Below are 25,502 nucleotides of genomic sequence, written 5' to 3' on the forward strand. Positions count from 1 at the left end.
AGCAATCGGTGATCGGCTCAGTGCTGAACAGCTTAAGAACAAACATCAACAACAGCGCGTGCTTCAGGACAGCAGGAAGTCCGCCTCTCCCGCCTTCGCCCCTTCGATGAAGGCCGTCATCTCGGCGGAGGTGTAGATCAGCGCCGGCCCGTCGGGGTCGGTGGACTGGCGTACGGCGATCCGGCCGTCGGCGAGCTTCATCGCCTCCAGGCAGTTGCCGCCGTTGCCGCCGCTCCACGGTTTGTGCCAGCCCTCGCTGCCCAGCTCGCGGGCGGGCATGCCGTTGTAGATGCGTTCGGCGCGGCCGCGTGGCGACGGCTGGGGCTTGGTGCGGTTCATTCACAGCTCCTTGCGGAGATCCCGGAGGATCTCCTTCGTGCGATGTGCCGTGGCGGCCTGCGCCGCCATGCGGTCCATGACCTCGAGGTGGGTCGCCACCTCGGCGCGCGCGTCGAGGTAGACGGCGCCGGTCAGGTACTCGCTGTAGACCATGTCGGGAAGTTCCGGCACGGCGAATCGGAACAGCACGAAGGGCCCGTACGTGCCGGGGTGCGGCCCGTTCTCGAACGGGGCGATCTGCAGCGTCACGTTGGACAGCTCCGTGGCGTCGAGCAGTCTGTCGATCTGGGCACGCATCACCTCCGGGCCGCCGACCGGGCGGCGCAGCGCGGTCTCGTCCATGACGACCCACAGCCGGGGCGCGTCCTCGCGGATGAGCAGTTCCTGGCGCTGCATGCGCAGGGCGACGTGGCGCTCGATGTCGTCGGGCCGGGTCTGGCCGATGGCGCCCGAGCGCAGGACCCCGCGCGCGTAGTCCTCGGTCTGCAGCAGCCCGGGGACGAAGTGCGGCTCGTAGGAGCGGATCAGCGAGGCCGCGCCCTCCAGGCTGACGTACATGGAGAACCAGCCCGGGAGGATGTCGTGGAAGCGCTGCCACCACCCGGGCCTGTTCGCGTCCTCGGCCAGCTGGACGAAGACCTCCGCCTCCTCGTCCCCGACGCCGTAGGCCTTCAGCAGCAACTGGAGGTACGGGATCTTGAGGGCGACCTCGGCCGTCTCCATGCGGCGCACGGTCGCGGGGGCCACGCGCAGGACACGGGCGGCTTCCTCCCGCTTGAGCCCCGCGCGTTCGCGCAGGTCCAGCAGGCGCCGGCCGAGGACGACCTGGCCGACCGTCGGCGCGGACCGCGGCTCGCTCACCGCCCCACCTCCACGAAGAGTCCTGAACAGTCCCGTGATCACGGGGTCCCCGGTCCGGGGACCCCGTGATCATCGACGAGCCGGCCGCGATGTGCGCGGACAGCCCGGCGGCGCCATTCGAAGACCCATTCGAAAGTCTGGGCAGACCCTCGGTGATCTGAAGTGGCGCCGCTCGACGTGCTGTTGCGAAGCAGTGTGCCACGCCCTTCCAGACCGTCACACAGCACTCTGCACTTTTCAGAGTGACACTTGCCAAGTGTTCCCGGCGGGGCGATAGTGGCAAGCGTGATTCCGTCCGCGCCCTTAGGAACAGACGCCGCCGAGGCCCCCGTGAGCCTCGGCGCCACCATGGGAGCCGGCCCCGCGGGGGCCGCCGCTGCCGAGCGCCGGTTCCGTTTCGAGCTGGCCGCGCACCCGGGCTCTCCCGCGCAGGCCAGACACCTGACGCGCGCCCGGCTGAACGGCTGGTCGGTGTGCGAGGACACCTGTGACACCGCGGCCCTGGTGGTCTCCGAACTGGTGACCAACGCGATCGTGCACACCGCGAGCCGGCACATCGTCTGCGAGCTGCACGACGACGACGAGCTGGTGCGCATAGCCGTGCGCGACGAGGGCTGCGCGCCCGGCCAGCCGCACCCGTCGGACGGGCAGCGGCCCGACGACGAGCACGGCAGGGGGCTCCTCCTCGTCGACGCCCTGTGCGACGCCTGGGGAGCCCACGAGCACGGGCCCGGACTGCTGGTCTGGGCCGAACTGCCGCGCCGGGCCGACGCGCCGCGCGACCCGTCCGGTCCCCGCGGCGACCTGGGCTGGGGCGCCCGCCCCAAGCCCCGGTCCACCGACACCGTCGGCGACGCGGGCGAGGCGGAGGAACACCACCGGGAAGCACACCGCGGAACGGGGACCGCATGGCTATGAGGGCTCCGTCCGGCAGTCGCCCGCTCGGCCTGGACACCCTGGTCCGTCTGCAGCGCGCGCTGCACGAGTCCGGAACGCCCCGGCGACTGCTCGTGCCGGACGGCATGACGGCCCCGCTCGGCTGCGACGCGGTGGCGGTGCCCGCGCGCTTCGGCCCGCTGGTGATGCCCCGGCTGCCGCGCGTGGGGTGCGTCTACGCCGACGAGGCGCACTGGTGGTGGATCGTCCCGTCCGACTCCGACTACGCCCTGGAGTGGCCCGCCCCGGCCCGGTACGCCACCGGCGCGGTCGTTCCCGACGCCCCGGGCGTTCCCGGTCTGATACACCGGCCGGACGGCACGGTCCCCTACACCCCGCCCATCCCGCTCTACCTGGCCCTGTGCCGCCTGACGGGCACGACGCCGACGTGGTCACGCCCGGTGACCGCGTAGCCCCGGCACCCTCCCCTCACACCTCGGCGCCCGTTCGCCCGGCGCCCGCGGGCCGTGTCACGCGGCCGTGTCACGCGGCCGCGTCACCGGCGGGCTCGCCGCCGCGGACGACGACCAGGAACATGTCCGTGGCGAGGTCCATGACGACCTCGGCGGGCAGGCCCTCCAGACGCCGCGCCTGCGCGAACTCCTCCGCGGGCCAGGACCCGCGCGGGCCACCGGCGGGGAAGCGTTCGAGCACCGTTCGCCCGTTCACCCTGCACCTCCATGTAGCGCTGTACTCGTAGAGTCAAACGCCAACCATGGAGTGAACGCCTCGCGAAGTGACGGTACTGAGACCAAGTCGACACCCGTTCACCGCAAAGTGTGAGCGCCGTCTCAGCTGTTCGGATCCTTTCGCCACGGTGCGTGTCAGTCCTCGTACTCGTCGTGGTACCGGATGCCCTCACCGCCCACGGGCGCCCCGAGAGCCGACGCCCGCCCCTCCGGTCGTTCCCACGGCTCCCGCCGGCCCAGCGCGGTGAGGTCGAGGAGACTGGTGGTCGACCCGAGCCCGTCGAGGCCGCGTCCGTACGTCGAGTAGGTGTGGAAGACCCGGTCGCGGTCCCGCAGGAAGCAGCTGAGTCCCGGCCGCTCGGTGAGTTCGCCCTCGCGTTCGAGGGTCACCTCGAAGTCGGTGTTGAAGTCGCTGACGCAGGACGAGTACCAGGGCAGCGTCCAGCCCATCCGTGCCTTGAACGGCAGGATCTTCGGGTACGGCGCCCGGGACACCGCCGCGAAGGACGTACCGCGTGCGCGCAGGTGCGCGAGGTGCCCGATCTGGTCCAGGAACGCGGAGCAGCCGCGGCAGCCGGCGTCCCACTCGGGGGCGAACATGAAGTGGTGGACGATGAGCTGGTCGCGCCCCTCGAAGAGGTCGAGCAGGGAGGCCTTGCCGCCGCCGCCCTCGAAGACGTACTCCTTGTCGACCTCCACCATCGGCAGTCCGCGCCGCTCGGCGTTGAGCGCGTCCCGGGCGCGTGTGGCCGCCTTCTCCTTGGCCAGCAGGGCCGCGCGCGCCGCGCGCCAGTCCTCGCGCGAGGCGATCTCGGGAAGCGACATGGGCTCCAGCTCCTCCTGTGCAGCGGTCCGTCGGGGTGCTGACCGGTGGCGGGAGGGGAACTCATCGCAGCGCGGCGGGTTTTTCCCGGACCGGCGCCGCGGATTCACGAAGGCCCGGCGGCTCGGCGACCCGGCGGCTCGGCGACCCTGCATGAGCGCTACCCGGCGGCCGGCAGCTCCGGCAGGCGCAGTCCCGCGCGTTCGCGCCGCACGGTCAGCTCGTCCCGCAGCTCGGTGAGCCGTTCGGTGTGCCGGGGTGCGAGACGGCCGCTGTCGTCGAGGTGCACGGCGCACGCGGTGGTGGTGTCGACGAGCCGTTCCAGGACGGCGGCGACCTCGTCGGCGCCCGCGGAGTGCCGGGCGAGCGTCGGCAGCTCGGCGGCGGCGAGGGCGACGGCGGTACGGGCCTCGGCGAGGGTGCGGTAGGCCTCCCGGCGCAGCCGCCACCGGGCGGCGCGGTCGTCGGACTCGCTCAGGACGTGGGCGAGGTAGGCGTGCGCGGCGCCGTCCGCCGCCTCCAGTCGGGCGCGGACCGTGCCACCGCGCTGTCCCGGCATCGGCAGATGCCCGACGATCAGCACGATCGCGCAGGCCAGCAGGGTCTCCCCGATGCGGCTGAGCGCGGCCTGGGGTTCGCCGCCGGTCATGACCAGCGCGAGGACGAGGACGGTGACGACGGCGGTCTGGGCGGCGAAGTGCCGGGTGGCGACGGGCACGAGGGCGCCGCTGACGGCGACGAGCGCGACGAGTCCCTCCGGTCGGGGCAGTACGGCGGCGAACCCGGCGAAGACGAGTGCCCCGAGGACGGTTCCGGCCGCCCGGCACAGCACCCTGGACGCGAGCGGCCCGAGGTCGGGCTTGACCAGGAAGACCACGGTGGCGGGCAGCCAGTACCAGTGCTGGTGCGCGCCGTACCAGTGGCCGTGGTGCAGGACCTGGGCGACGGCCACGCCGGCTCCGAAGCACAGACCGAGGCGCAGCCCGTACTCCCGGCCGCCGACGCCGAGGACGGTGCGCGTCACGGAGGCGAACGACCGGTTGCGGGTGTGCAGGTCCCGGCCGCTGCCCCGGTCGAAGGCCTCCGCGGCGTGCAGGAGGGCGTCGTCGAGGGCGCGCAGGGCCGGTTCGGTGCGGGCGGGGGCGGGCAACGGCCCGGGGTGGGTGTTGCCGCGGACGGCCGCGGCGAGTCGCCGGGGCCCTTCGGCGGCCCGCGCGGGCACGGGGTGCTCCGCCCAGGCGAGCGCGGTCGCGGCCTCGCCGAGGGGCAGCGCGGCGGCGTACTGCGCGTGCAGCCGCCGCTCGGCCGCGGAGGAGGGGTGGCGTCGCAGCCGGGGTCCGGCGAGCGCGTCCTGCGCGTGGTCGAGGGCGGCGGTGAGCGCGGCGCGGCGGACGCCGGCGTGTTCGGTGCCGGCGGCCTCCAGCAGCGCGGCGACGGCGTCGTACACGGCGGCGACGGCCGCGCGCTCCCCGTCGAAGCGGAAGTCGAGGCGCACGTCGCCGGTGAGGGAGCCGGGTGTGGGCAGGAGCAGCCGCAGGGCGAGCAGCCATCCGGCGCCGGCGAGGAAGGCGAGGACGCTCTGCCACCCCGGGTCGGGCAGCGGCATGCCGGCGCCCACGGCCGTGGTGACCAGCATCTGCGTCCCGGTCCCGGATCCGACGGCGCCGACGGCGCTGATGCCTCCGGCGACCAGCCCGAGCACGGTCAGCGCCAGGGTCAGCGGGACGGGGCCGAGGTGCTGCCCCGCGACGATGCCGGCCGACAGCCCGGCCGCCCCCGCGAGCGCGGGCACGCCGATCCGGCGGACGGACGTGCGGCGGCTGCCCGGCCGGTCGTTGAGGCCGGCCAGCATGGCGGCGACGGCGGCGACGACACCGAGGGAGGTCCGCCCGGCGAGCAGGGCGGCGAGCAGCAGCGGCCCGCCGGCCAGCGCGCCCCGCGTGACCGCGCTCCAGGGCACGGGGCCGCGCTGGGCACTCAGGGTGTGGGCGAGCCAGGGCGGAAGCGCGAGGGCGGCGGGGCGGGGCACGGGGCGCGGGGCTCCTGTCGGCTGGTCGAGGGCGAGGGTGAGCCTTCGGGCGACGGTGGCCGGGCTGTGACGTGCGCTGTCAAGGGTACGGGCCGTTTTTGATGGACCGGAAACGGGCGTATTTCGGGCAGATGACGGGGCCGGCCGGGCGGGGCGGGCGTCTCCTGTCCTGGCGGAGGTGCCTTCTCCTGTCCTGGTGGGGGGGTCTTTCTCCTTCCTAGCCGTGCCGGGCCGCCTCCATGGCCGCGCGCAGCAGCTCCTCGGCCCGCGTGAGCGCCGCCGTCAGGGACCGCGGGTCCGCCGTCGGACGCGTCAGGAGCGCGTCGATCCCGCCCAGCCCCGCCCGCTCGACGAGTCCCTTCTCGTTGGTGACCCACTGTCCGCGTGCCGCCAGCACCGCGTGGGCCGTCTGGGTGGCGGCGAGGGCGATCGCGCCGACGACCTGGGTCAGTGCTCCCCTGGGGGCATGACCGGTCTTGGCGTAGGCGAGGCCGGCCGTGGCCGTGCCGTACCAGCGCTCGGGGGCGGTGGCGCGGAGGGCGTCCGGGTAGGCGGGGCGGGGCAGTTCTCCACGCAGCACCTCGTTGACGGCGAGCTCCGCGACCACCAGGTACGTCGGGATGCCCGCCAGGTGGAACATCAGCGGCTCCACGCCGAAGCGGCCCGCCTCCGCCGTCTCGCGCTCGACCACGTCGAGGTCGCGGTAGTGCACGTCGACCCGGCGCTCGTCGATCGTCAGCCAGGCGCCGCCGTTGAAGACGCCGCCGCCCCACGCTCCGATGTCGGAGACCTCCCCCGGCCAGCCGAGGGCACGGAGGTCGTCCGGGTCGAAGGCGCCCCGGTAGTAGACGGCCAGGTCCCAGTCGCTGTCGGGCCGGTGGGTGCCCTGGGCCCGGGATCCGCCGAGGGCGACGGCCCGGACCGTGGGCAGGGCGGCGAGCCGGTCGGCGGTCGTGTCGAGGAATTCCTGGTCCGTGAGGGAGGGCACTGCGACGGGCTCCCGGGGGTGCGGTGTGGTCAGGGGCGGGAGCGGGCGTACTTGTCGGTCGCCGCCACCAGTGCGGTGTCGCCGTCCGCTCCGGCGTCGTGTCCCGCCTCGTCGACGACCACCAGTTCGCTGTCCGGCCAGGCGTGGTGGAGCCGCCAGACGATGCCGAGGAGGTTGCCGAAGTCGAGGCTGCCCTGCACCAGGGTGCCGGGGATGCCTTTGAGCAGGTGCGCGTCCCGCAGGACCACGCCCTCGTCGTTGCCGTCGCCGAGGAAGTGGTCGTTGCCCCAGTAGTGCGTGACGGTGCGGGCGAAGCCCAGGCGGAACACCGGGTCCTGGAAACGCGCGACCGAGCCCGGCGGCGCGGGGATGATCGCCGTCTCCCAGTCGGTCCAGGCCCGCGCGGCCCGCTCCCGCACGGCCGGGTCGGGTGACTCCAGCAGCCGGCTGTAGGCGGCGGCCAGGTTGCCGTCGCGCTCGTCGGCGGGCAGCTCGGCGAGGAACCGCTCGTGGGCCTCCGGGAAGATGCTCCCCAGTCCCCGGGTGAGCAGGTCCACCTCGGGGTTCGAGCCGGTCGCGACTCCGGTCAGGACGAGTTCGGACACGACGCCCGGGTGGGTCTGTGCGTACCGCAGCGCCAGGGCCGACCCCCACGACACGCCCCACACCAGCCACCGCTCGATGCCCAGGTGGGCGCGCAGTCGCTCCAGGTCCGCCATGACGTGGGCGGTCGTGTTCACGCTCATGTCGGTGGTGTGGTCGCTCGCGGGCGGCACCGACCGTCCGGCGCCCCGCTGGTCGAGCAGCACGATCCGGTAGGCGTCCGGGTCGAAGTAGCGTCTGAGGCCCGGGGTCGCGCGGGACCCGGGGCCGCCGTGCAGCACCACCGCGGGCTTGCCGTGCGGGTTGCCGCAGGTCTCCCAGTAGATGTGGTTGCCGTCCCCCACGTCGAGCATGCCGTGGTCGTACGGTTCGATCTCCGGATACCTGCCCCTCGTGCCCATCGGATCACCGTAACGCCGGGCGTCCCGGCCGTTCATCTCCTTTGTTCCGTGGGCAGCCCCGCCGCTCCCGCCGCGGTGCGCAGTACGTCCCGGAGCATCTCGGGGGTGAGCCGGCCGGTGAAGGTGTTGCGCTGGCTGACGTGGAAGCAGCCGAAGAGGTGCAGGTCGGGGCCGTCGGGGGTGTGCAGCGTGACGTGGGCGCCGTGCGCGAAGGCGGGGCGGGGCCGGGGCACGGTCCAGCCGGCCGCGGCGAACGCGGGCAGCGCGGCCTGCCACCCGAAGGCGCCGAGGACGACCACGGCGCGCAGCGTCGGCCGCAGCAGGCCCAGTTCCTGGACGAGCCACGGGCGGCAGGTGTCGCGCTCCGCGGGGGTGGGTTTGTTGGCGGGCGGGGCGCAGTGCACCGGGGAGGTGACGCGCACGCCGTGCAGTTCCAGGCCGTCGTCGGCGGAGACCGCGGTGGGCCGGGACGCGAGCCCCACGTCGTACAGCGCCCGGTACAGCACGTCACCGGAGCGGTCGCCGGTGAACATCCGGCCGGTACGGTTGCCGCCGTGGGCCGCGGGGGCGAGCCCGACGATCAGCAGGCGCGCGTCCGGCGGGCCGAAGCCGGGCACCGGGCGGCCCCAGTACGTCCAGTCGGCGAAGGCCGCCCGCTTGGTGCGGGCCACCTCCTCCCGCCAGGCGACCAGTCGCGGACAGGCCCGGCACCCCGCGATCCGCTGGTCGAGTCCGACGAGGCCGCTGGTGTCCATGTCCCCCACCGTAAGACCACGGGCCACCGCCGTAAGACCACGGGCCACCGCCGTAAGACCACCGGGCCACCGCGCCGACGCCCGGGGATCACCGCGCCGCCAACCGGGGATCACCGCGCCGCCGCCTGCCGTTCGGCACGGCACCCGGCGCTCCGCGTCCCTGCGCTCCGCGTCCCTGCGTCCCCGTCCCGCCGATATCCGATCCCCTCCGCGGAGGCCGGGCGACTAAGGTCGGGGCATGGCTTCCGAGCATGACGAAGGCAGAAACGGCGAGACGACCGCCGTACCGGACCCCGCCGAGGCGAAGGCCGCCGGCCACGTCCCGGACCCGAAGACCGCCGCCGCGATCGCCGCCGCCGAGGCCGCCGGGCCGCAGCACGGCGAGAGCGTCCGGGTCGACAGCTGGATCTGGGCCGTCCGCCTGATCAAGACCCGTTCCCTCGGTGCGACCGCCTGCCGGGGCGGTCACGTCCGGGTGAACGGCGAGCGCGTGAAGCCCGCGCACTCCCTGCGTGTCGGCGACGAGGTGCGCCTGCGGCACGAGGGCAGGGAGCGGATCGTCGTCGTGAAACGGCTGATCCGCAAGCGGGTCGGAGCCCCGGTCGCCGTCCAGTGCTACATCGACAACTCCCCGCCGCCCCCGCCCCGGGAGGCCGTCGCCCCGGCCGGCATCCGTGACCGCGGCGCCGGACGCCCGACCAAGCGGGACCGGCGCGAGCTGGAACGCCTGCGCGGCCTGGAGGGCCTGGGCCGCCCGGAGGGCCACTGAGACGACGGACCCCGCCCCCGGACCGGATCCGGGGGCGGGACGATGACGGCCGCGTACGGATCGGGACCGCCCGCGGACCGGTCACCTGCGGATCAGCCGGAGCAGCTCCGCGTTGTGCCCCCGGCGGGCCCAGGCCACGAGCAGCAGCGGGACCATCAGGATGAGCGGCGTCGCCGCGTTCTCCCCGTCGAAGCAGGCGAGCTGGACGACGAACGCGCCCACCATCAGCCCGCTCAGCGCCGTCGCCGCCACCGACTGGAGCACCGGCACCAACAGGGCGATCGCTCCGGCCAGTTCGAGGACGCCGATGGTATACATGCCGGCATTGCCCCAGCCCATCTCGTCGAAGGTCCCGGCCGCCGACGCGTGGGCGATCAGCTTCGGCAGGGCGCTCGCGACGGCGAAGAACAGCGCGAGGACCACCTGCACCCCGCGCAGGGCGATCCGGGCACCGCGCCCGCGGGCCGCCGTGGCGGAGAGCGCGGGGGTGACGGCGGGGGCGGAGGTGACGGAGGTGGTGGCGGTGGTCTCGGTCATGGGTTCTCCCGGGCTGAGCGGTCCGTGCTGCTGTCGGGAAGGTGGACCGCTCCTCGTCCCGGAACTCATCGCTCTCCGCCGTGATCACCGTCCTCCGTCCCGTCTTCGCTCCGGCGTCGTTTCCCGGCCCCGGCCCACGGGGACCGCCCGCACCCATGTCCCGTCCTCGGTGAGACACCGGTCCACCCTCAGTCCCGCCTCCGCGAGCGCCTCCTCGAACTGCTCCGCGGTCAGCGGCCGGGCTCGGAAGGTCTGCGTCCAGACCGCGTCCGGGAACTCGTACTCCACGTGGACCGAGTCGACGCCGTCCCCGACCGGCTCCGCCGACACGATCCGCACGGTGAAGCCGCCGGGGTCCACCCGCTCGCGCGGCACGTCGGTGTGGTAGTCCTCGCCCTCCCGCTGGATCAGTACGCAGCCGCCCTCCGCGACATGCCGGGCGCACGCGCTCAGCAGCCCCCTTCTCACCTCGACGTCCCCGGTGTGGACGAGGAACGACGCCAGCATCACCGCGTCGAACGTCTCGCCCAGGTCGAGGTGTTCGATCGGGCCGCATATCGTCCGTGCCCCGCGCACGTGCTCCAGCATCTCGGCGGACTCGTCGACCGCCGTGACGGCGAACCCGCGCTCCAGCAGCGGCCGGGTCATGCGGCCCGCCCCGCTGCCCAGCTCCAGGATGCGCGCGCCCGCGGGCACGGCCGCGGCCACGATGTCGGGCTCGGCGCCCACGGGCAGCCGGGCGTAGAGCTCGACCGCGCAACCGTCCGGAGTGATGGCCCCAGGCCCTGTCCCCCGGTGTCCCTCTCGCATTCCCAGCTCCATGCCCGTCCAACGGACCGCATCCGCACAGCTGTTCCCCTCCGTGACCGGTTCACCCGGTCGAGTGAACGCCCGGCGGTCGCCGCCACGGCCGGGCTCGTTTTCCCGACCGGCGTTCCGGGAGTACGTTTTCCGACAGGAGTGGTCGTCGCCATGCGTACGGGCAGTGAACCGGCAACCGCGCGCAGTGCCCTGCGGGCGCGTCTCTGGCTGTGCGTGTGGGGTGAGGTCTGGACGATCTTCGGGACGGCCGTCTTCGCGCTCACCGGGCGGCCCGGCTGGGCCGCGGCCTTCGGGGTGCTGTGGCTGATCATCACGGCCGACCTGACCGTGGTCCTCCGGCACATCCGCCAGGGCCCGCACTACCAGCCCGGTCCGGACGTCCCGCCGTACCGGCCGCCGGAGCACCGCATACGGAACGGCCCGCCGCCCTCGGGGAAGCCGGGGCCGCCCGGCGGTCCGTAGCGACGCCCGCCGGACGCCCGAGGACCGGGTCCCGGACACGCGCCCGCAGGATCAGGCGTCGAACCGCGCCTGCTGCAGGTACTCCGGATTCGGATCCAGGGCCGCCGCCAGCCGGAAGTGGCGTCTGGCCTGGTCGGGGCAGCCCCGGCGCTCGAAGGTGCGGGCCAGCGCGAAGTGCGCGAACGCGTTGTCCGGCTCGCGTTCCAGGACGATGGTGAACTCCAGCTCGGCCGGTCTGAGCTGCGCCGCCGCGAAGAAGGCACGGGCGCGCAGCAGTCGTGCCGCGGTGCTCTCGGGGTGCGCGGCGATGACGTGGTCGAGGAGCTTCACCGCGCCCCGCGGATCCCGCGCGGCGAGCAGTTGCTCGGCGGCGCGGAAGTCGATGACGTCCGTCTCCGGGGTCCGTCCGGTCGAACCGCTGGTCTCGGGCACGGCAGAGTCCTTCCCTCGCTGGAAGGGGTCAACGCCCGCTCCCGGGCCGCTATTCCTGGGCCGGCCGGGGCGGCAGGGCGCTCGCCGGGCCACCCGTCCGCTTCGCGTGCGCCCTGCGGGTCAGCTCCGCCCACACCTCTTCCACGCGGTGCCGGAGTTCCTCCAGCGGTACGTCGTTGTCGACGACGATGTCGGCGATCTCCCGGCGCTGTCCGCGCGTCGCCTGGGCGGCCATGCGCGCGCGTGCGTCCTGCTCGGTCATGCCCCGCAGCCGCACCAGCCGGTCGAGCTGGGTGGCCGGGTCGGCGTCGACGACGATCACGACGTCGTACAGCGGTGCCAGGCCGTTCTCGGTGAGCAGCGGGACGTCGTGGACGACGACGGCGTCCTCGGGCGCGGACTGCTCGAGTTCGCGGGAGCGGGCGCCGACCAGGGGGTGCACGATCGCGTTGAGCGCGGCCAGCTTCTCCGGGTCGGCGAACACGATCGAGCCCAGCCTGGGCCGGTCCAGGCCGCCGTCGCCGGCGAGCACGTCCTCGCCGAACGCCTCCACGACCGCCGCGAGCCCCGGGGTCCCCGGTGCGACGACCTCGCGCGCGATCCGGTCGGCGTCGATCAGTACGGCCCCGCACTCGACGAGCAGCCGCGACACCTCGCTCTTGCCGGCGCCGATCCCGCCGGTCAGGCCCACTGTCAGCATGAGCGGAAGCTTAGGGCCTGCCGGTGACGGCGCCCCGGACGGGGCGCCGCCGGACGTCAGCCCTCGCCCTCCCGCTCGGCCAGGAACCGTTCGAACTCGCGTCCGATCTCGTCCGCCGACGGGATCTCGACCGGCTCGGCGAGCATGTTGCCCCGGGTCTGGGCGCCCGCGGCGGCGTCGTACTGGTGCTCCAGTCCCTGGACGAGCGCGGTGAGTTCCTCGTCGCCCTCCTGGATCTGCCGGTCGATCTCGGTCTGGGTGCGGTGCGCCTCCGTGCGCAGGGAGTGCGCGACGCCGGGCAGGACCAGTCCGGTCGCCGCCGTGATGGCCTCCAGGACGGTCAGTGCCGCGTCCGGGTAGGCGGAGCGGGCGATGTAGTGCGGCACGTGCGCGGCGACGCCCAGGACCTCGTGGCCGGCCTGCATGAGCCGGTACTCGACGAGCGCCTCGGCGCTGCCGGGGACCTGTGCCTCCTCGAAGGGGCTGCGGTGGCCCGGGACGAGGTCGGTGCGGTTGCCGTGCGGGGTGATGCCGACGGGGCGGGTGTGCGGGACGCCCATGGGGATGCCGTGGAAGTTGACCGAGAGGCGGACGCCGAGCCGCTCGACGATCTGCCGCACGGCGGCGGCGAAGCGCTCCCACTCGACGTCCGGTTCGGGGCCCGACAGCAGCAGGAAGGGCGCTCCGGTGGCGTCCTGGACGAGCCGCACCTCGATGGTGGGCTCCTCGTAGTCGGTCCAGGTGTCGCGCTTGAAGGTCAACAGCGGGCGGCGGGCCCGGTAGTCCACGAGCCGGTCGTGGTCGAAGCGGGCGACGACCTGGTGGGGAAGCGAGTCGAGCACCTGGTCGACGATCTGGTCGCCGGTCTCGCCGGCGTCGATGTAACCGTCGAAGTGGTAGAGCATGACCAGCCCGGCCGACTCCTGGGCGAGTGCCGTGTCGACCACGGCCAGGCCCTTCGGCTCCCACGCGTACAAACCCTGCGGATCAAGCACAGTGACCGCTCCCCTCCTGGTGTCCGTACGTCACAACGCCCCCGCGGGGACGGGCATTCCCGGTGCGGGGCGCTGTGATCTTGACAGCGGGGGCGTCACCGGGGCAACACCGAAGGGCCGTACCTCGAAAGGTACGGCCCTCGGTGTCAACGGTCAGGCCTCAGCGGCCCGCGTGTCAGCTCTGGCCGCCGGCCAGCTTCTCGCGGAGCGCGGCGAGCGCCTCGTCCGACGCCAGGGCGCCGGAGTTGTCGCCACCCTCGGAGGAGTACGAGCCGCCACCGGACGCGGCCGGAGCCGCACCCGCGGTGTCGCCACCCTCGGCAGCGGCCTTCTCGTCCGCCTCGCGGGACTTGATGACCTGCGCCTGGTGCTGCTCGAAGCGCTGCTGCGCCTCGGCGTACTGGGTCTCCCAGGCCTCGCGCTGAGCCTCGTAGCCCTCGAGCCAGTCGTTGGTCTCGGGGTCGAAGCCCTCGGGGTAGATGTAGTTGCCCTGGTCGTCGTAGGACGCGGCCATGCCGTACAGGGTCGGGTCGAACTCGACCGCCGACGGGTCGGCACCGAAGGCCTCGTTGGCCTGCTTCAGCGAGAGGCTGATGCGGCGACGCTCGAGGTCGATGTCGATGACCTTGACGAAGATCTCGTCGTTGACCTGGACGACCTGCTCCGGGATCTCCACGTGGCGCTCGGCCAGCTCGGAGATGTGGACCAGACCCTCGATGCCCTCGTCGACGCGGACGAACGCACCGAACGGAACCAGCTTCGTGACCTTGCCGGGCACGACCTGGCCGATCTGGTGGGTGCGGGCGAACTGCTGCCACGGGTCTTCCTGGGTCGCCTTCAGCGACAGGGAGACGCGCTCGCGGTCCATGTCGACGTCGAGGACCTCGACGGTGACCTCCTGGCCGACCTCGACGACCTCGGACGGGTGGTCGATGTGCTTCCAGGACAGCTCGGAGACGTGGACCAGACCGTCGACGCCACCCAGGTCCACGAAGGCACCGAAGTTGACGATCGAGGAGACGACGCCGGAACGGACCTGACCCTTCTGGAGGGTGGTGAGGAACGTCTGGCGGACCTCGGACTGGGTCTGCTCCAGCCAGGCACGGCGGGACAGGACCACGTTGTTGCGGTTCTTGTCCAGCTCGATGATCTTCGCCTCGAGCTCCTTGCCCACGTAGGGCTGGAGGTCGCGGACGCGGCGCATCTCGACGAGGGAGGCCGGCAGGAAGCCACGGAGGCCGATGTCGAGGATGAGACCACCCTTGACGACCTCGATGACGGTACCGGTGACGATGCCGTCCTCTTCCTTGATCTTCTCGATCGTGCCCCAGGCCCGCTCGTACTGGGCGCGCTTCTTCGAGAGGATCAGGCGGCCTTCCTTGTCCTCCTTCTGGAGGACGAGGGCCTCGATCTCGTCACCGACGGCGACGACCTCGTTGGGGTCGACATCGTGCTTGATCGAGAGCTCGCGGCTCGGGATGACACCTTCGGTCTTGTAACCGATGTCGAGCAGGACCTCGTCCCGGTCGACCTTCACGATGACGCCGTCGACGATGTCGCCGTCGTTGAAGTACTTGATCGTCTCGTCGATCGCGGCGAGGAAGGCTTCCTCGTTACCGATGTCGTTGACCGCAACCTGCGGGGTGGTGGCGGTGGTCTCGGTGCTGCTCGTCATGTGGGAAAGGGCTCCGGTACGGACATTGAAGTCGTAGGTACTGCTTACGCCGGGAGCCCGTTTCGCTCTGCAGAAGCCGGACAGCCAAGTAAGCGTCACCGAAAATCACTGGCGACGCCTCGAGAACCGAGGGGACATACAACAGATGCGAGCGCGACCTGCTACGTCTGAGGTGCGCAGGCCCGCAGCGCAACTTGTAGCATACGGGGGCGGCCGGGCATGGTCAATGCGCGAAGCCGCCCACCCGGGGCGGATCGCCCTATATCCGGCACAAGAACCGCCTTTCGGGGCCGCGCGGAACTCCTGGAGTCCCGTGCGCGACGCCCGGGACGGGCCCGGCCGGAAGAGCCGCAGACTAGTACGAGGGAGCCGGTCATCCAAGAGCCCGTAGTGTCCGAAGCCGGAGAGACCGAACCCGAGGCCACCCGGCGTGCCGCCGGTGTCACGGAGAGCGCCCGCGCCAATCGCGGCTGGTGGGACCGGAACGCGGACGAGTACCAGACCGAACACGGCACCTTCCTCGGCGACGACCGCTTCGTGTGGTGCCCCGAGGGGCTGGACGAGGTGGAGGCCGAGCTGCTCGGCCCGACGGAGGAGCTGAAGGGCAAGGACGTCCTGGAGATCGGCGCAGGCGCCGCCCAGTGCGCGCGCTGGCTGGCCGGTCAGGGCGCGCGTCCGGTGGCCCTGGACCTCTCCCACCGCCAGCTCCAGCACGCGCTGCGCATCGGCGGGTCGTTCCCGCTGGTCTGCGCCGACGCCGCCGTGCTGCCCTTCGCGGACGGCTCCTTCGACCTGGCCTGCTCGGCGTACGGGGCGCTGCCGTTCGTCGCCGATCCGCGGCTGGTGCTGCGGGAGGTGCGCCGGGTGCTGCGGCCCGGGGGCCGCTTCGTCTTCTCCGTCACGCACCCGCTGCGCTGGGCCTTCCCGGACGAGCCGGGCCCCGAGGGCCTGTCGGTGTCCGCCTCGTACTTCGACCGCACGCCGTACGTCGAGCAGGACGAGGAGGGCGTCGCGGTGTACGTCGAGCACCACAGGACGCTCGGCGACCGGGTCCGGGACGTCGTCACGTCGGGGTTCCGGCTGGTGGACCTGGTGGAGCCGGAGTGGCCGGACTGGAACACCTCGGAGTGGGGCGGCTGGTCCCCGCTGCGCGGGCACCTGATCCCCGGCACGGCGATCTTCGTGTGCGAGCGCGACTGACCCGCCCGCGCCGGGCACGCGCGCGTGGAGGGCGGTTCCACCGGCGTACGACACTGGGGGCGTGATCCGTTACGACGCCCTGGAGGCGCTGCCCGTACGCGGTGCCCTGCCCGCTCTGCACGACGCCCTGGAGGGACACGGCACCGCGGTGCTGGTCGCGCCGCCCGGCACCGGCAAGACGACGCTGGTGCCGCTCGCGCTGGCCGGCCTGCTCGGCGAGGGGCCCGCGCGGCGCGTGGTCGTGGCCGAGCCCCGGCGGATCGCGGCACGGGCGGCGGCCCGGCGGATGGCGTGGCTGCTGGGCGAGACGCCCGGCGCGAGCGTCGGGTACACCGTGCGCGGCGAGCGGGTGGTCGGGCGGCACACGCGCGTGGAGGTCGTCACCACCGGTGTCCTGTTGCAGCGGCTCCAGCGGGACCAGGAGCTGGCCGGCGTCGACGCGGTCGTGCTCGACGAGTGCCACGAACGGCATCTGGACGCGGACACGACGGTGGCGTTCCTGTGGGACGTGCGGCAGGCGCTGCGGCCGGAGCTGCGGCTGGTGGCCGCGTCCGCGACGACCGACGCGGAGGGCTGGGCCCGGCTGCTGGGCGGGGCGCCGGTCGTCGAGGCGCACGGCGTGTCGTACCCCGTGGAGGTGGTGTGGGCGCCGCCCGCCCGCCCGGTCCGGCCGCCGCACGGGATGCGGGTCGACCCGGCGCTGCTCTCCCACGTGGCCTCGGTGGTGCGGCGGGCGCTGGCCGAGCGGGACGGGGACGTGCTGTGCTTCCTGCCGGGCGTCGGGGAGATCGCCCGGGTGGCTGGGCAGCTGTCCGGGCCGGGGGACGTGGAGGTGCTCCAGGTGCACGGGCGGGCGCCGGCCGCCGTGCAGGACGCGGTGCTGTCCCCCGGTTCGCGGCGCCGGGTGGTGCTGGCGACCTCGGTGGCGGAGTCGTCGCTGACCGTGCCGGGCGTGCGGGTGGTGGTGGACGCGGGGCTGGCACGCGAACCGCGTGTGGACCACGCGCGCGGCCTGAGCGCGCTGACGACGGTACGGGCCTCGCGCGCGGCGGCACGACAGCGGGCCGGGCGGGCGGGACGTGAGGCGCCGGGCGCGGTGTACCGCTGCTGGGCGGAGGCGGAGGACGCCAGGCTGCCGGCCTTCCCGGCGCCGGAGATCAAGGTGGCCGACCTGACGGCGTTCGCCCTCCAGGCGGCGTGCTGGGGCGATCCGGACGCGACCGGGCTGGCGCTGCTGGATCCGCCGCCGGGCGGGGCGATGGCGGCGGCGCGGTCGGTGCTGACGGCCGTGGGCGCGGTGGACGCGGCCGGGCGGGCCACGGAGCGGGGCGTACGGCTGTCGCGGCTGGGGGTGCATCCCCGCCTGGGGCGGGCGCTGCTCGACGCGGGCGCCTCGGACGCGGTGGCGGAGGTGGTCGCGCTGCTCGGCGAGGAGCCGCCGCGGGAGTACGGGGACGACCTGGCGTCCGCGCTGCGGGCGGCCCGGCGCGGGGGTGACGCCTACGGAGCGCGGTGGCGGACGGAGGTACGACGTCTGCGGGCCGCCGCGCGGTCCGGCGCGCCCGTCGACGGGGAGGGGGGCGCCGCCGCGCGACTCGGTGTGCCCGGCGGGGCGGACGCCGCCGCGGGCAGGGGGGAGGCGGCCCTCGGCAAGTCGGAGGACGAGGTCGTGGGGCTCGTGGCCGCGCTGGCGTTCCCCGAGCGGGTGGCCAGGAAGGACGGTGGTTCGTACCTGATGGTGTCCGGAACGCGGGCGGAGCTGCCGGAGGGGTCCGGGCTGCGCGGGGCGCCGTGGATCGCCGTGGCCGTGGCCGACCGGCCGGTGGGCAGGGGGCACGCGCGCGTGCGGCTCGGCGCGGTCGTCGACGAGGCGACGGCACGGCTGGCGGCGGGTGCCCTGCTGACGGAGCGGGACGAGGTCCACTGGGCCGGCGGTGACGTGGTGGCCCGGCGGGTCGAGCGGCTCGGCGCCGTCGAACTGTCGGTGGGGCCGCCCGCCGACGCCGGACCCGGCCTCGTACGGGACGCGCTGCTGGAGGGGCTGCGGCGGGAAGGGCTCGGACTGCTGCACTGGTCGGCCGATGCGCGGGTGCTGCGGCAACGGCTCGCGTTCCTGCGGCGCCGCCTGGGCGAGCCCTGGCCGGACGTCTCGGACGACGCGCTCCACGCGCGCGTGGACGAGTGGCTGGAGCCGGAGCTCGGCCGGGCCCGGCGGCGGGCCGACCTGGCGCGGATCGACGCCGGGCAGGCGCTGACGCGATTGCTGCCCTGGGCGTCGGGCGAGGCGGCGCGGCTGGACGAACTCGCCCCGGAGCGGATCACCGTGCCCAGCGGTTCCAGGATCCGGATCGACTACGGCGATCCCGGGCAGCCCGTCCTCGCGGTGAAGGTGCAGGAGGTGTTCGGGCTGGAGCGGTCGCCGGAGATCGCCGGGGTGCCGCTGCTCGTCCACCTCCTCTCCCCCGCCGGCCGGCCGGCCGCGGTCACGGCCGACCTGGCCTCCTTCTGGAAGGACGGCTACAAGGGCGTACGGGCGGAGCTGCGCGGCCGCTACCCGAAGCATCCGTGGCCCGAGGACCCGGCCACGGCCGAGCCGACGCGGCACACGAAGGCGCGACTCGGGCGGGAGTCCGCGTCCGGGTCGTGACGGCTCCCGCCGCCGCACGGCCGCCGGGCCGAGGGCGCCCCGTCGCGGGCGGCGGCGGGGCGACCTCGGCGCCCGGTCCTGCGGACGCCTACGCGGTGGGTCCGGTCGACGGTTCGGCGGAGGGACTCGGCGAGGCGTCGGGGGACGACCCGGTGGACGGGCTCGGTGACGGCTCGGTCTCGGCCTTCGTCACCTCCAGCTGGACGTCGAGCGTGGCACCGCCCGCGGTGGTGAGGCGCAGCACGAACGTGCCGGCGGTGTCGTCCGCGTACAGCTTCGGCAGCGTCAGCCGGCCCTCGGCGTCGGTCGTCAGGCCGCTCAGGGTGCGGACGGCCTTGCCGTCGGCGTCCTTGAAGTAGGGGCCCTTGTCGTTCTCGGCCGGGTCGGCCGCCGACATGACGAGCGTGGCGGTGACGGCGACCTTGTCCGCGACGGCGCCCTTGTACGTCGCCCTCACCTCGACCCGGTCCGCGAACTCGCCGCCCGCGGTGCAGGTGAGCACCGTCTCGCCGGTGCGGGTGAGGGCGTCGGCGACGCGCTCGGTGACGGTGGCCCGGTAGTCGAGACCGGCGACCATGCGGCCGACGACGGTGGCCCGGACCGTGAACGCGCCGGTCTTCTCACCGGCCCGGAGCGCGGGTGCCACGGCCACTCCGGTGCTGCCGGTGACGACGGTGGCGACCTGCTCGCCGCCGGCGAAGGCGGCGTCCGTGTCCCCGAGGATCGTGAAGCGGATCCGGACCTTGGCGACGGCCTCGCCGCTCTTCGTCTCGGCGCGGGTGCTGATCCGCCCGTCGAACGCGTCGCCCGCGGTGGCGGTGAGGCCGGAGGCGCCGGCGTTCTCCAGGTGGTCCACCGTGTCGGTGGGGGTGGGCGGCGTCGTCGTCGGCGGCGGGGTGGGGCTGGGTGAACCGGTGCCGGGCGACGTGGGCTCGGCGGGGCCGGTCGAGCCGCCCGGGGCCTGCGTCGACGTGCCGGGCTTCTGCGGTGCCGTGGACGGTGCCGTGGGCCGGCCGGGGGCGCCGGTGACTCCGGGAGACGGGCTCGGCCCGGTCACGGCGGAGCCGTCGTCGCTGCGGCCGACCGGCAGGGTGCCGGTGCCGTCCGGGACCTCGTGGGTGCCCTTGCGGTAGTACTCCAGCCAGGACAGGACCGTGCGCAGGTAGTCCTGCGAGTTGTTGTAGCTGAGGATCGCGCGGTCGAGGTCCGCCTGGACGGACAGGTCCCAGCCGTTGCGGCACAGGTAGTGACCGGCGGCGAGGGCGGCGTCGTAGACGTTGTTGGGGTCCTTCGCGCCGTCACCGTTGCCGTCGCGGCCCGCCCAGGCCCAGGTGGACGGGATGAACTGCATGGGGCCGACGGCGTTGTCGTAGCTGCTGTTGCCGTCGTAGGCGCCGCCGTCGGTGTCCTTGATGAGCGCGAAGCCGTTGCCGTCGAGCTGCGGGCCGATGATCCGGCCGATGGTGGTGCCGTCGGCGTCGACACGGCCGCCGCGGGCCTGGCCGGACTCCACATTGCCGATGGCGGCGAGGAGTTGCCACGGGAGGTTGCAGCCGGGCTTGGCCTCGCGCAGCGCCGACTCGGCCTTCCTGTAGGCGTCGAGGACGGTCGCGGGGATGCCCGCCTCGGCGGGGCCCCGGGACACGGGGGTGCCGACGGTGGGTGCGGGGCTCGGGCTGTTGAGCGGCGGCAGGTCCGTGTAGTACGGCGAGTTGCCGGTGGCGCTGTCGTCGGAGGCCGCGGAGGGCGACGGCATGCTGTCGGCGGTGGTCCGTCTGCCGTTGCCGTCCGCCGTCACGTCGGGAGCCTGGGACGCGGACAGGGCCGCGACCGCGACCGCCGCGACGGTGGTGGTGACCGCCGCCTTGCGGAGTCTCCTGTCGAACTGCGCCGCCATAGAGTGGCCCCTCCCCCGGACGTCCGCGCGTCCGTCTGCGTCGTCCGTCTCCGTCTGTCTTCGGCTGTCTTCGGCTGTGGTGCTCGCGCCGTGCCGGCCCCGTGGTGGCGCTCGCCCGAGCCGAGGGTCGCGCCACAACTTTCCGGACACGACGGTCGTCTGTTCGACCAGTACGGCGCCGCAGGCGACCCTACGGCAACTTGCTTTGCGCGGGCACCCGTTCGTGCCCGATATTCACCACTTGGCCATACGAGGAGACGTGTTGCCTTTCACCCTCAGCCATGCGGCGGCCGTGCTGCCCGCCGTGCGCGGCGACGGATCCGGTCGGGGGCGCCTGGCGCCGGCCGTGCTGATCGCGGGGTCGTTCTCACCCGACATGACCTATTACGCGGCGAGTCTGCTGTCCGGAGCGATGGAATTCGGGGACGTGACGCACTCGTTCGCGGGGGTCTTCTCGGTCGATGTGCTCATCGCCTGGGTGCTGGTGGGGCTGTGGCTCCTGGTGCGCGAGCCGTTGGTGGCGCTGCTGCCGCGGTCCCGGCAGGGGCGCGTCGCCGCTCTGCTGCGCTGCGGGGCGCCACGCGCGCGCGTGCGACCGTCCCTGGTGGTGCGGTGGTACGTGTCGGCGGCGCTGGGCGCGCTGACGCACGTGGTGTGGGACGCGTTCACACATCTCGACCGGTGGGGGATGCGGGTGTTCCCCGTGCTGGGACGGGAGATCGCGGGCTCGCCGCTGTACTGGTACCTGCAGTACGGCGGTTCCGCGGTGGCCGCGGTGGTGATCGCCGTGTTCGTGGCGCGGGCGCTGCGCGGGCGGGCCCCGGCCGGTCCGCCGGGCGTCCCGGTGCTCTCGGCGCGGGACCGGTGGTGGGCCGGGGCGGTGCTCGGCGGCTGTGCGCTGGCCGGGGTGGTGCAGCGGACGACCCGGTGGTGGGAGTACCAAGGGTCGGTGGCCAAGCCCTGGGAGATCGTCCCGACGGTGTGCTTCGGGGCGGGCGCGGGGCTCGTACCGGGGCTGCTGCTGTGTGCCGTGGGGGTCAGGGTGTGGCGTCCGGTCCCCGCTCCCCGAAGCCCGGGAGACGTCGGTGCGGAGCCGGACCGCCGGGTCGCGCACCGGGGGTGTCGGCGGTCGCGGTGAACACGGTGAAGGTGTGGGCGGGGCGTGGCCGTGGCAGCAGGGTGAGGGCGAGCGCCAGGTAGCCGCGGGCCAGGTCGGCCCACAGGCGCCAGGCGGGAGTCTCGCGCGGGGTCGCGGCGGCGGGGTCCCGGCGGGCGAGTACGCGGCGGAGACCTGCCGCCGTGCGGCGCAGGGCCGTCGCGACGGTGGTGGGGATGCGGCCGGTGCTTGCGCCCGGCGCGAAGACCGGGACCGGGAGGAGTGGCACGCGGGCGGGTCCGTCTGTGCTTGCCCGTGCCGGTGTCGTCCGGTGGTGGAGCATGCGTATACCCATGCCCGCATCCTCGGGGGAGACGGGGGGCGGGGGCTTTTCCGCGGGGGCCACCTGAGTGACGGGGTTCTCGGGGGCCGGTGGGGCGTGTGAACCGGCGCTCCCTGGGCACCGACGGCGCCGGGACGCAGGCGTGGTGCCGCCCCGGCCGGACGGGCGGGTGCGTGCCCGCGGCACGGGGTCCCGCGGGCGCCGTCCGGTCGGGTGCGTACGCCGCCGGGCCGCCGGGATGCGCCGCGGGCACGGGACGCCGCAGGCCGTCCCGGCCGGCGGAAGGGGCCGGGCGGCTGCGGGCGGCGGAACGTCCCGGTGTGCGGCGGGGGAACCGGGCGCGGGCCGGCACCGACGGCCGGGCACCAGCCACCGACGGCGCCGAGCGCCGGTGGGACGCCGCCGGTGGGGTCGGCACGCTCATGACGTGCCGTGAGGGGCCCTGCGGCACCACCGCCGGAGGCCAGGGGGGCCGGGGGCGGCGTCCGGATCCCGCCGAGGCCGCGAGCTCCGGCACGCGCGTCCGCGGCGTTGTCGTCGGCCGCGCGGCACCGGTGCCCGGAGCCGGCCCGGCCCGATCGCCGTGCCTAGTGCGCTGCCGACTCCCAGTCCGGCCCCGAGCCCACGGAGACGCCCAGGGGGACCCTGAGGTCGACGGCGGCGGCCATTTCGCGGCGGACCAGCTCCTCCGCCGCCGCCCGCTCGCCGGGGGCGATCTCCAGGACGATTTCGTCGTGGACCTGGAGCAGCATGCGGGAGCCGAGCCCGGCCTCGCGCAGCGCCTTGTCCACGTTGAGCATGGCGATCTTGACGATGTCGGCCGCCGTGCCCTGGATCGGGGCGTTCAGCGCCATCCGCTCGGCCGCCTCACGGCGCTGGCGGTTGTCGCTGTTGAGGTCGGGCAGGTAACGGCGGCGGCCGAAGAGCGTGGCCGTGTAGCCGGTGGCCCTGGCCTCCTCGACGACCCGGCGCAGATAGTCCCGGACTCCGCCGAACCGCTCGAAGTAGGCGTCCATCAGGCCCCGGGCCTCGGCCGCCTCGATGTTCAGCTGCTGGGAGAGGCCGAAGGCCGACAGGCCGTACGCCAGGCCGTAGGACATCGCCTTGATCTTGCGGCGCATCTCCGCGTCCACCGCGGACCGTTCGACGGAGAACACCTGCGCGGCGGCCGTGGTGTGCAGGTCCTCACCGGAGGTGAACGCCTCGATCAGGCCCGCGTCCTCGGACAGGTGGGCCATCACGCGCAGCTCGATCTGGCTGTAGTCCGCCGTCATCAGGGACTCGAAGCCCTCGCCGACGACGAAGCCGCGGCGGATCGCCCGGCCCTCGTCGGTGCGGACCGGGATGTTCTGCAGGTTCGGGTCGGTCGAGGAGAGGCGGCCCGTCGCGGCGACCGTCTGGTTGAACGTGGTGTGGATGCGGCCGTCCGCGGCGATCGTCTTGATCAGGCCCTCGACGGTGACGCGCAGCTTGGCCTGCTCACGGTGCCGGAGCATGATCACCGGCAGTTCGTTCTCCGTCTGCGTCGCCAGCCACGCCAGGGCGTCGGCGTCCGTGGTGTAGCCGGTCTTGGTCCTCTTCGTCTTCGGCAGGTTCAGCTCGCCGAAGAGGACTTCCTGGAGCTGCTTGGGCGAGCCCAGGTTGAACTCGCGTCCGGCCGCCGCGTGGGCCTCCTTCACGGCCTGCTGGACCGCGCCCGCGAACATCTGCTCCATGGTCCGCAGGTGCTCCCGGTCGGCGGCGATGCCGTGCCGCTCCATGCGGGCCAGCAGGGCGGACGTCGGCAGCTCCATGTCACGCAGCAGGTCCGCGGCGCCGACCTCCGCCAGGCGGTCCTCGAAGGCCTCGCCCAGGTCGAGGACGGCGCGAGCCTGCACCATGAGCGCCTCGGCCTCGGCGGCTTCGTCCGCGCCGAAGGCCAGCTGGCCGTCGGCCGCGGCCGCCGGGGACAGCTCGCGGTGCAGGTACTCCAGGGAGAGCGCGTCCAGGTCGAAGGACCGGCGGCCCGGCTTGACCAGGTAGGCGGCGAGCGCGGTGTCCATGGAGACGCCGGCGACGCTCCAGCCGTGCTCGGCGAAGACACGCATCGCACCCTTGGCGTTGTGGAGGACCTTCGGCCGGTCCGCGTCGGACAGCCACTGCGCGAACGCCCTCTCGTCGGCCTCGTCCAGCTCGGACGGGTCGAACCAGGCGGCCTTCCCGTCGGACGCGGCCAGCGCGACCTCGGCGACCGAGCCGGTGCCCAGCGCCCAGCTGTCGACCGTGGCGACGCCGAGGGGCCGCGTGCCGTGCTCGCCGAGCCAGCCGGCCAGTTCGCCGGTGCCCAGTACCGTGCCGTCCAGTTCCACACCGTCCGCCACGACCGGAGTCGCCTCGGCCTCCTCACCGCCCGGGTCGACGGCGAAGAGCCGCTCGCGCAGCGAGGGGTTGCGGATCTCCAGGGTGTCCAGGATCATCGCGACACCCTTGCGGTCGTACGCCGGCCGCTCCAGCTCGGTGACCTTCTTCGGCAGCTCGACCCGCCGCTCCAGCTCGGTGAGCCGGCGGTTGAGCTTCACGGACTCCAGGTGGTCGCGCAGGTTCTGCCCGGCCTTGCCCTTGACCTCGTCGACGCGCTCGACCAGTTCCGCGAAGGACCCGAACTGGTTGATCCACTTCGCGGCCGTCTTCTCACCGACGCCCGGGATGCCCGGCAGGTTGTCCGACGGGTCGCCGCGCAGGGCGGCGAAGTCGGGGTACTGGGCGGGCGTCAGTCCGTACTTCTCGACGACCTTCTCCGGGGTGAACCGGGTGAGCTCGGAGACGCCCTTGGTCGGGTACAGCACCGTGGTGTTCTCGCTGACCAGCTGGAACGAGTCCCGGTCGCCGGTGACGATCAGCACCTCGAAGCCCTCGGCCTCGGCCTCGGTGGCGAGCGTGGCGATGACGTCGTCCGCCTCGAAGCCCTCGACGGCGAAGCGGGGCACGCGCATCGCGTCGAGCAGCTCGCCGATCAGCTCGACCTGGCCCTTGAACTCGTCCGGCGTCTTGGAACGGTTCGCCTTGTACTCCGTGAACTCCTCGGAGCGCCACGTCCTGCGGGAGACGTCGAACGCCACCGCGAAGTGGGTGGGCGCCTCGTCGCGCAGCGTGTTGGCCAGCATCGACGCGAAACCGTAGATCGCGTTGGTCGGCTGGCCCGTCGCGGTCGTGAAGTTCTCCGCGGGCAGCGCGAAGAACGCGCGGTACGCCAGCGAGTGCCCGTCCATGAGCATCAGGCGCGGGCGGCTGCCGCCGGTGGGGGTCTCGGTCTTCTTCGATGCTGTGTCTGCCACATCCCCGATCCTGCCACGGCCCACCGACACTCGGTCCCGCCCGCGCCGTCGGCGTCCGCCGTCGTGGGGTGCGGGCGCGCCGTGGCCGGTCGTACGGGTCCCCGCGCTCCTCGGACGCGTCACCGCCCGGCGGCCGCGGAACCGCGCCCGCCGCGGCCACCGCCCCCGCCCCTTTCCCGCCCGGTCTCC

The 25,502-nt window shown here is 73.9% G+C and carries 23 protein-coding genes; 7 read left to right on the forward strand and 16 right to left on the reverse strand.

The window, feature by feature from the left end:
* Positions 1-63: 63 nt before the first annotated feature.
* Together JHAT_RS15255 and JHAT_RS15260 are read right to left on the reverse strand one after the other, a co-directional pair.
* Positions 64-339 (reverse strand): DUF397 domain-containing protein, encoded by a 276-nt coding sequence (locus JHAT_RS15255; RefSeq protein ID WP_077798714.1) that lies wholly within the window; start codon positions 337-339, stop codon positions 64-66.
* Complete coding sequence (locus JHAT_RS15260; protein ID WP_077798715.1) at positions 340-1,200, reverse strand: helix-turn-helix transcriptional regulator; 861 nt, start codon at positions 1,198-1,200, stop codon at positions 340-342.
* 276 nt (positions 1,201-1,476) lie between these two features.
* On the opposite strand from JHAT_RS15260, the gene JHAT_RS15265 reads away from it, so the two are divergent.
* On the forward strand, positions 1,477-2,118 hold the full coding sequence (locus JHAT_RS15265) for an ATP-binding protein (RefSeq protein ID WP_077798716.1): 642 nt from the start codon (positions 1,477-1,479) through the stop codon (positions 2,116-2,118).
* Positions 2,115-2,549 (forward strand): hypothetical protein, encoded by a 435-nt coding sequence (locus tag JHAT_RS15270; RefSeq protein WP_077798717.1) that lies wholly within the window; start codon positions 2,115-2,117, stop codon positions 2,547-2,549. The genes JHAT_RS15265 and JHAT_RS15270 overlap by 4 nt, the downstream gene beginning before the upstream one ends.
* A 70-nt stretch (positions 2,550-2,619) precedes the next feature.
* Here JHAT_RS15270 and JHAT_RS15275 read toward each other — a convergent pair whose 3' ends face one another.
* From JHAT_RS15275 to JHAT_RS15300, 6 genes are all read right to left on the reverse strand, one after another.
* Positions 2,620-2,805, reverse strand: a complete 186-nt coding sequence (locus JHAT_RS15275; protein ID WP_077798718.1) for a hypothetical protein — start codon at positions 2,803-2,805, stop codon at positions 2,620-2,622.
* 155 nt (positions 2,806-2,960) lie between these two features.
* Positions 2,961-3,650, reverse strand: coding sequence for a DUF899 domain-containing protein (locus tag JHAT_RS15280; RefSeq protein ID WP_077798719.1), 690 nt, complete (start codon positions 3,648-3,650; stop codon positions 2,961-2,963).
* Positions 3,651-3,808: 158 nt separating this feature from the next.
* The gene (locus JHAT_RS15285; RefSeq protein WP_077798720.1) at positions 3,809-5,677 is read right to left on the reverse strand and encodes an FUSC family protein; all 1,869 of its coding nucleotides are present in this window, start codon (positions 5,675-5,677) and stop codon (positions 3,809-3,811) included.
* Between the two features lie 217 nt (positions 5,678-5,894).
* A complete protein-coding gene (locus JHAT_RS15290) occupies positions 5,895-6,665 on the reverse strand; it encodes a nucleotidyltransferase domain-containing protein (protein ID WP_077798721.1) in 771 nt (256 codons plus the stop codon).
* A gap of 29 nt (positions 6,666-6,694) precedes the next feature.
* Positions 6,695-7,669, reverse strand: coding sequence for a prolyl aminopeptidase (gene pip / locus JHAT_RS15295; RefSeq protein ID WP_077798761.1), 975 nt, complete (start codon positions 7,667-7,669; stop codon positions 6,695-6,697).
* Positions 7,670-7,701: 32 nt separating this feature from the next.
* On the reverse strand, positions 7,702-8,424 hold the full coding sequence (locus JHAT_RS15300; protein WP_077798722.1) for a uracil-DNA glycosylase: 723 nt from the start codon (positions 8,422-8,424) through the stop codon (positions 7,702-7,704).
* A 238-nt stretch (positions 8,425-8,662) separates the two neighbouring features.
* Between JHAT_RS15300 and JHAT_RS15305 the strand changes: the two genes are divergently transcribed.
* Positions 8,663-9,193, forward strand: a complete 531-nt coding sequence (locus JHAT_RS15305; protein ID WP_077798723.1) for an RNA-binding S4 domain-containing protein — start codon at positions 8,663-8,665, stop codon at positions 9,191-9,193.
* A gap of 81 nt (positions 9,194-9,274) precedes the next feature.
* On the opposite strand, the gene JHAT_RS15310 is transcribed toward JHAT_RS15305, so the two are convergent.
* Both JHAT_RS15310 and JHAT_RS15315 read right to left on the reverse strand, forming a co-directional pair.
* Positions 9,275-9,730 carry a DoxX family protein gene (locus tag JHAT_RS15310; protein WP_077798724.1) on the reverse strand — a complete coding sequence of 152 codons (456 nt, stop codon included), beginning with the start codon at positions 9,728-9,730 and terminating at the stop codon, positions 9,275-9,277.
* Positions 9,731-9,814: 84 nt separating this feature from the next.
* A complete protein-coding gene (locus JHAT_RS15315) occupies positions 9,815-10,540 on the reverse strand; it encodes a bifunctional 2-polyprenyl-6-hydroxyphenol methylase/3-demethylubiquinol 3-O-methyltransferase UbiG (protein WP_077798725.1) in 726 nt (241 codons plus the stop codon).
* A 162-nt stretch (positions 10,541-10,702) separates the two neighbouring features.
* Here JHAT_RS15315 and JHAT_RS15320 point away from each other — a divergent pair, with 162 nt between their 5' ends.
* A complete protein-coding gene (locus JHAT_RS15320; protein ID WP_171990902.1) occupies positions 10,703-11,014 on the forward strand; it encodes a DUF6343 family protein in 312 nt (103 codons plus the stop codon).
* 51 nt (positions 11,015-11,065) lie between these two features.
* On the opposite strand, the gene JHAT_RS15325 is transcribed toward JHAT_RS15320, so the two are convergent.
* The 4 genes from JHAT_RS15325 to rpsA form a co-directional block, all read right to left on the reverse strand.
* Positions 11,066-11,446: a tetratricopeptide repeat protein gene (locus JHAT_RS15325; protein WP_077798727.1), complete on the reverse strand. Its 381-nt coding sequence runs from the start codon at positions 11,444-11,446 to the stop codon at positions 11,066-11,068.
* Positions 11,447-11,495: 49 nt separating this feature from the next.
* Complete coding sequence (gene coaE, locus JHAT_RS15330) at positions 11,496-12,146, reverse strand: dephospho-CoA kinase (RefSeq protein WP_077798728.1); 651 nt, start codon at positions 12,144-12,146, stop codon at positions 11,496-11,498.
* Between the two features lie 56 nt (positions 12,147-12,202).
* A complete protein-coding gene (locus JHAT_RS15335; RefSeq protein WP_077798729.1) occupies positions 12,203-13,141 on the reverse strand; it encodes a PAC2 family protein in 939 nt (312 codons plus the stop codon).
* 175 nt (positions 13,142-13,316) lie between these two features.
* Positions 13,317-14,816, reverse strand: a complete 1,500-nt coding sequence (gene rpsA / locus JHAT_RS15340) for a 30S ribosomal protein S1 (RefSeq protein ID WP_077798730.1) — start codon at positions 14,814-14,816, stop codon at positions 13,317-13,319.
* A gap of 390 nt (positions 14,817-15,206) precedes the next feature.
* Between rpsA and JHAT_RS15350 the strand changes: the two genes are divergently transcribed.
* Both JHAT_RS15350 and hrpB read left to right on the forward strand, forming a co-directional pair.
* On the forward strand, positions 15,207-16,016 hold the full coding sequence (locus JHAT_RS15350) for a class I SAM-dependent methyltransferase (protein ID WP_107481933.1): 810 nt from the start codon (positions 15,207-15,209) through the stop codon (positions 16,014-16,016).
* Positions 16,017-16,077: 61 nt separating this feature from the next.
* A complete protein-coding gene (gene hrpB, locus JHAT_RS15355; RefSeq protein ID WP_077798732.1) occupies positions 16,078-18,663 on the forward strand; it encodes an ATP-dependent helicase HrpB in 2,586 nt (861 codons plus the stop codon).
* 88 nt (positions 18,664-18,751) lie between these two features.
* On the opposite strand, the gene JHAT_RS15360 is transcribed toward hrpB, so the two are convergent.
* Positions 18,752-20,560 (reverse strand): lytic transglycosylase domain-containing protein, encoded by a 1,809-nt coding sequence (locus tag JHAT_RS15360; protein ID WP_077798733.1) that lies wholly within the window; start codon positions 20,558-20,560, stop codon positions 18,752-18,754.
* A 262-nt stretch (positions 20,561-20,822) separates the two neighbouring features.
* On the opposite strand from JHAT_RS15360, the gene JHAT_RS15365 reads away from it, so the two are divergent.
* Positions 20,823-21,698: a DUF4184 family protein gene (locus tag JHAT_RS15365; RefSeq protein ID WP_077798762.1), complete on the forward strand. Its 876-nt coding sequence runs from the start codon at positions 20,823-20,825 to the stop codon at positions 21,696-21,698.
* Positions 21,699-22,586: 888 nt separating this feature from the next.
* Here the strand turns inward: JHAT_RS15365 and polA are convergent.
* The gene (gene polA, locus JHAT_RS15375) at positions 22,587-25,313 is read right to left on the reverse strand and encodes a DNA polymerase I (protein ID WP_077798735.1); all 2,727 of its coding nucleotides are present in this window, start codon (positions 25,311-25,313) and stop codon (positions 22,587-22,589) included.
* Between the last annotated feature and the right edge of the window lie 189 nt (positions 25,314-25,502).

This window comes from Streptomyces sp. JHA26, assembly GCF_002005565.1.
Classification (GTDB): Bacteria; Actinomycetota; Actinomycetes; order Streptomycetales; family Streptomycetaceae; genus Streptomyces.

Bases quoted from the DNA above. Each gene is read 5' to 3' on its own strand.
- JHAT_RS15255 (WP_077798714.1), bottom strand. From the start codon at position 339: ATGAACCGCACCAAGCCCCAGCCGTCGCCACGCGGCCGCGCCGAACGC.
- JHAT_RS15270 (WP_077798717.1), top strand. From the start codon at position 2,115: ATGAGGGCTCCGTCCGGCAGTCGCCCGCTCGGCCTGGACACCCTGGTC.
- JHAT_RS15280 (WP_077798719.1), bottom strand. From the start codon at position 3,650: ATGTCGCTTCCCGAGATCGCCTCGCGCGAGGACTGGCGCGCGGCGCGC.
- pip (WP_077798761.1), bottom strand. From the start codon at position 7,669: ATGGGCACGAGGGGCAGGTATCCGGAGATCGAACCGTACGACCACGGC.
- JHAT_RS15300 (WP_077798722.1), bottom strand. From the start codon at position 8,424: ATGGACACCAGCGGCCTCGTCGGACTCGACCAGCGGATCGCGGGGTGC.
- JHAT_RS15305 (WP_077798723.1), top strand. From the start codon at position 8,663: ATGGCTTCCGAGCATGACGAAGGCAGAAACGGCGAGACGACCGCCGTA.
- JHAT_RS15310 (WP_077798724.1), bottom strand. From the start codon at position 9,730: ATGACCGAGACCACCGCCACCACCTCCGTCACCTCCGCCCCCGCCGTC.
- JHAT_RS15315 (WP_077798725.1), bottom strand. From the start codon at position 10,540: ATGCGAGAGGGACACCGGGGGACAGGGCCTGGGGCCATCACTCCGGAC.
- JHAT_RS15320 (WP_171990902.1), top strand. From the start codon at position 10,703: ATGCGTACGGGCAGTGAACCGGCAACCGCGCGCAGTGCCCTGCGGGCG.
- coaE (WP_077798728.1), bottom strand. From the start codon at position 12,146: ATGCTGACAGTGGGCCTGACCGGCGGGATCGGCGCCGGCAAGAGCGAG.
- rpsA (WP_077798730.1), bottom strand. From the start codon at position 14,816: ATGACGAGCAGCACCGAGACCACCGCCACCACCCCGCAGGTTGCGGTC.
- JHAT_RS15360 (WP_077798733.1), bottom strand. From the start codon at position 20,560: ATGGCGGCGCAGTTCGACAGGAGACTCCGCAAGGCGGCGGTCACCACC.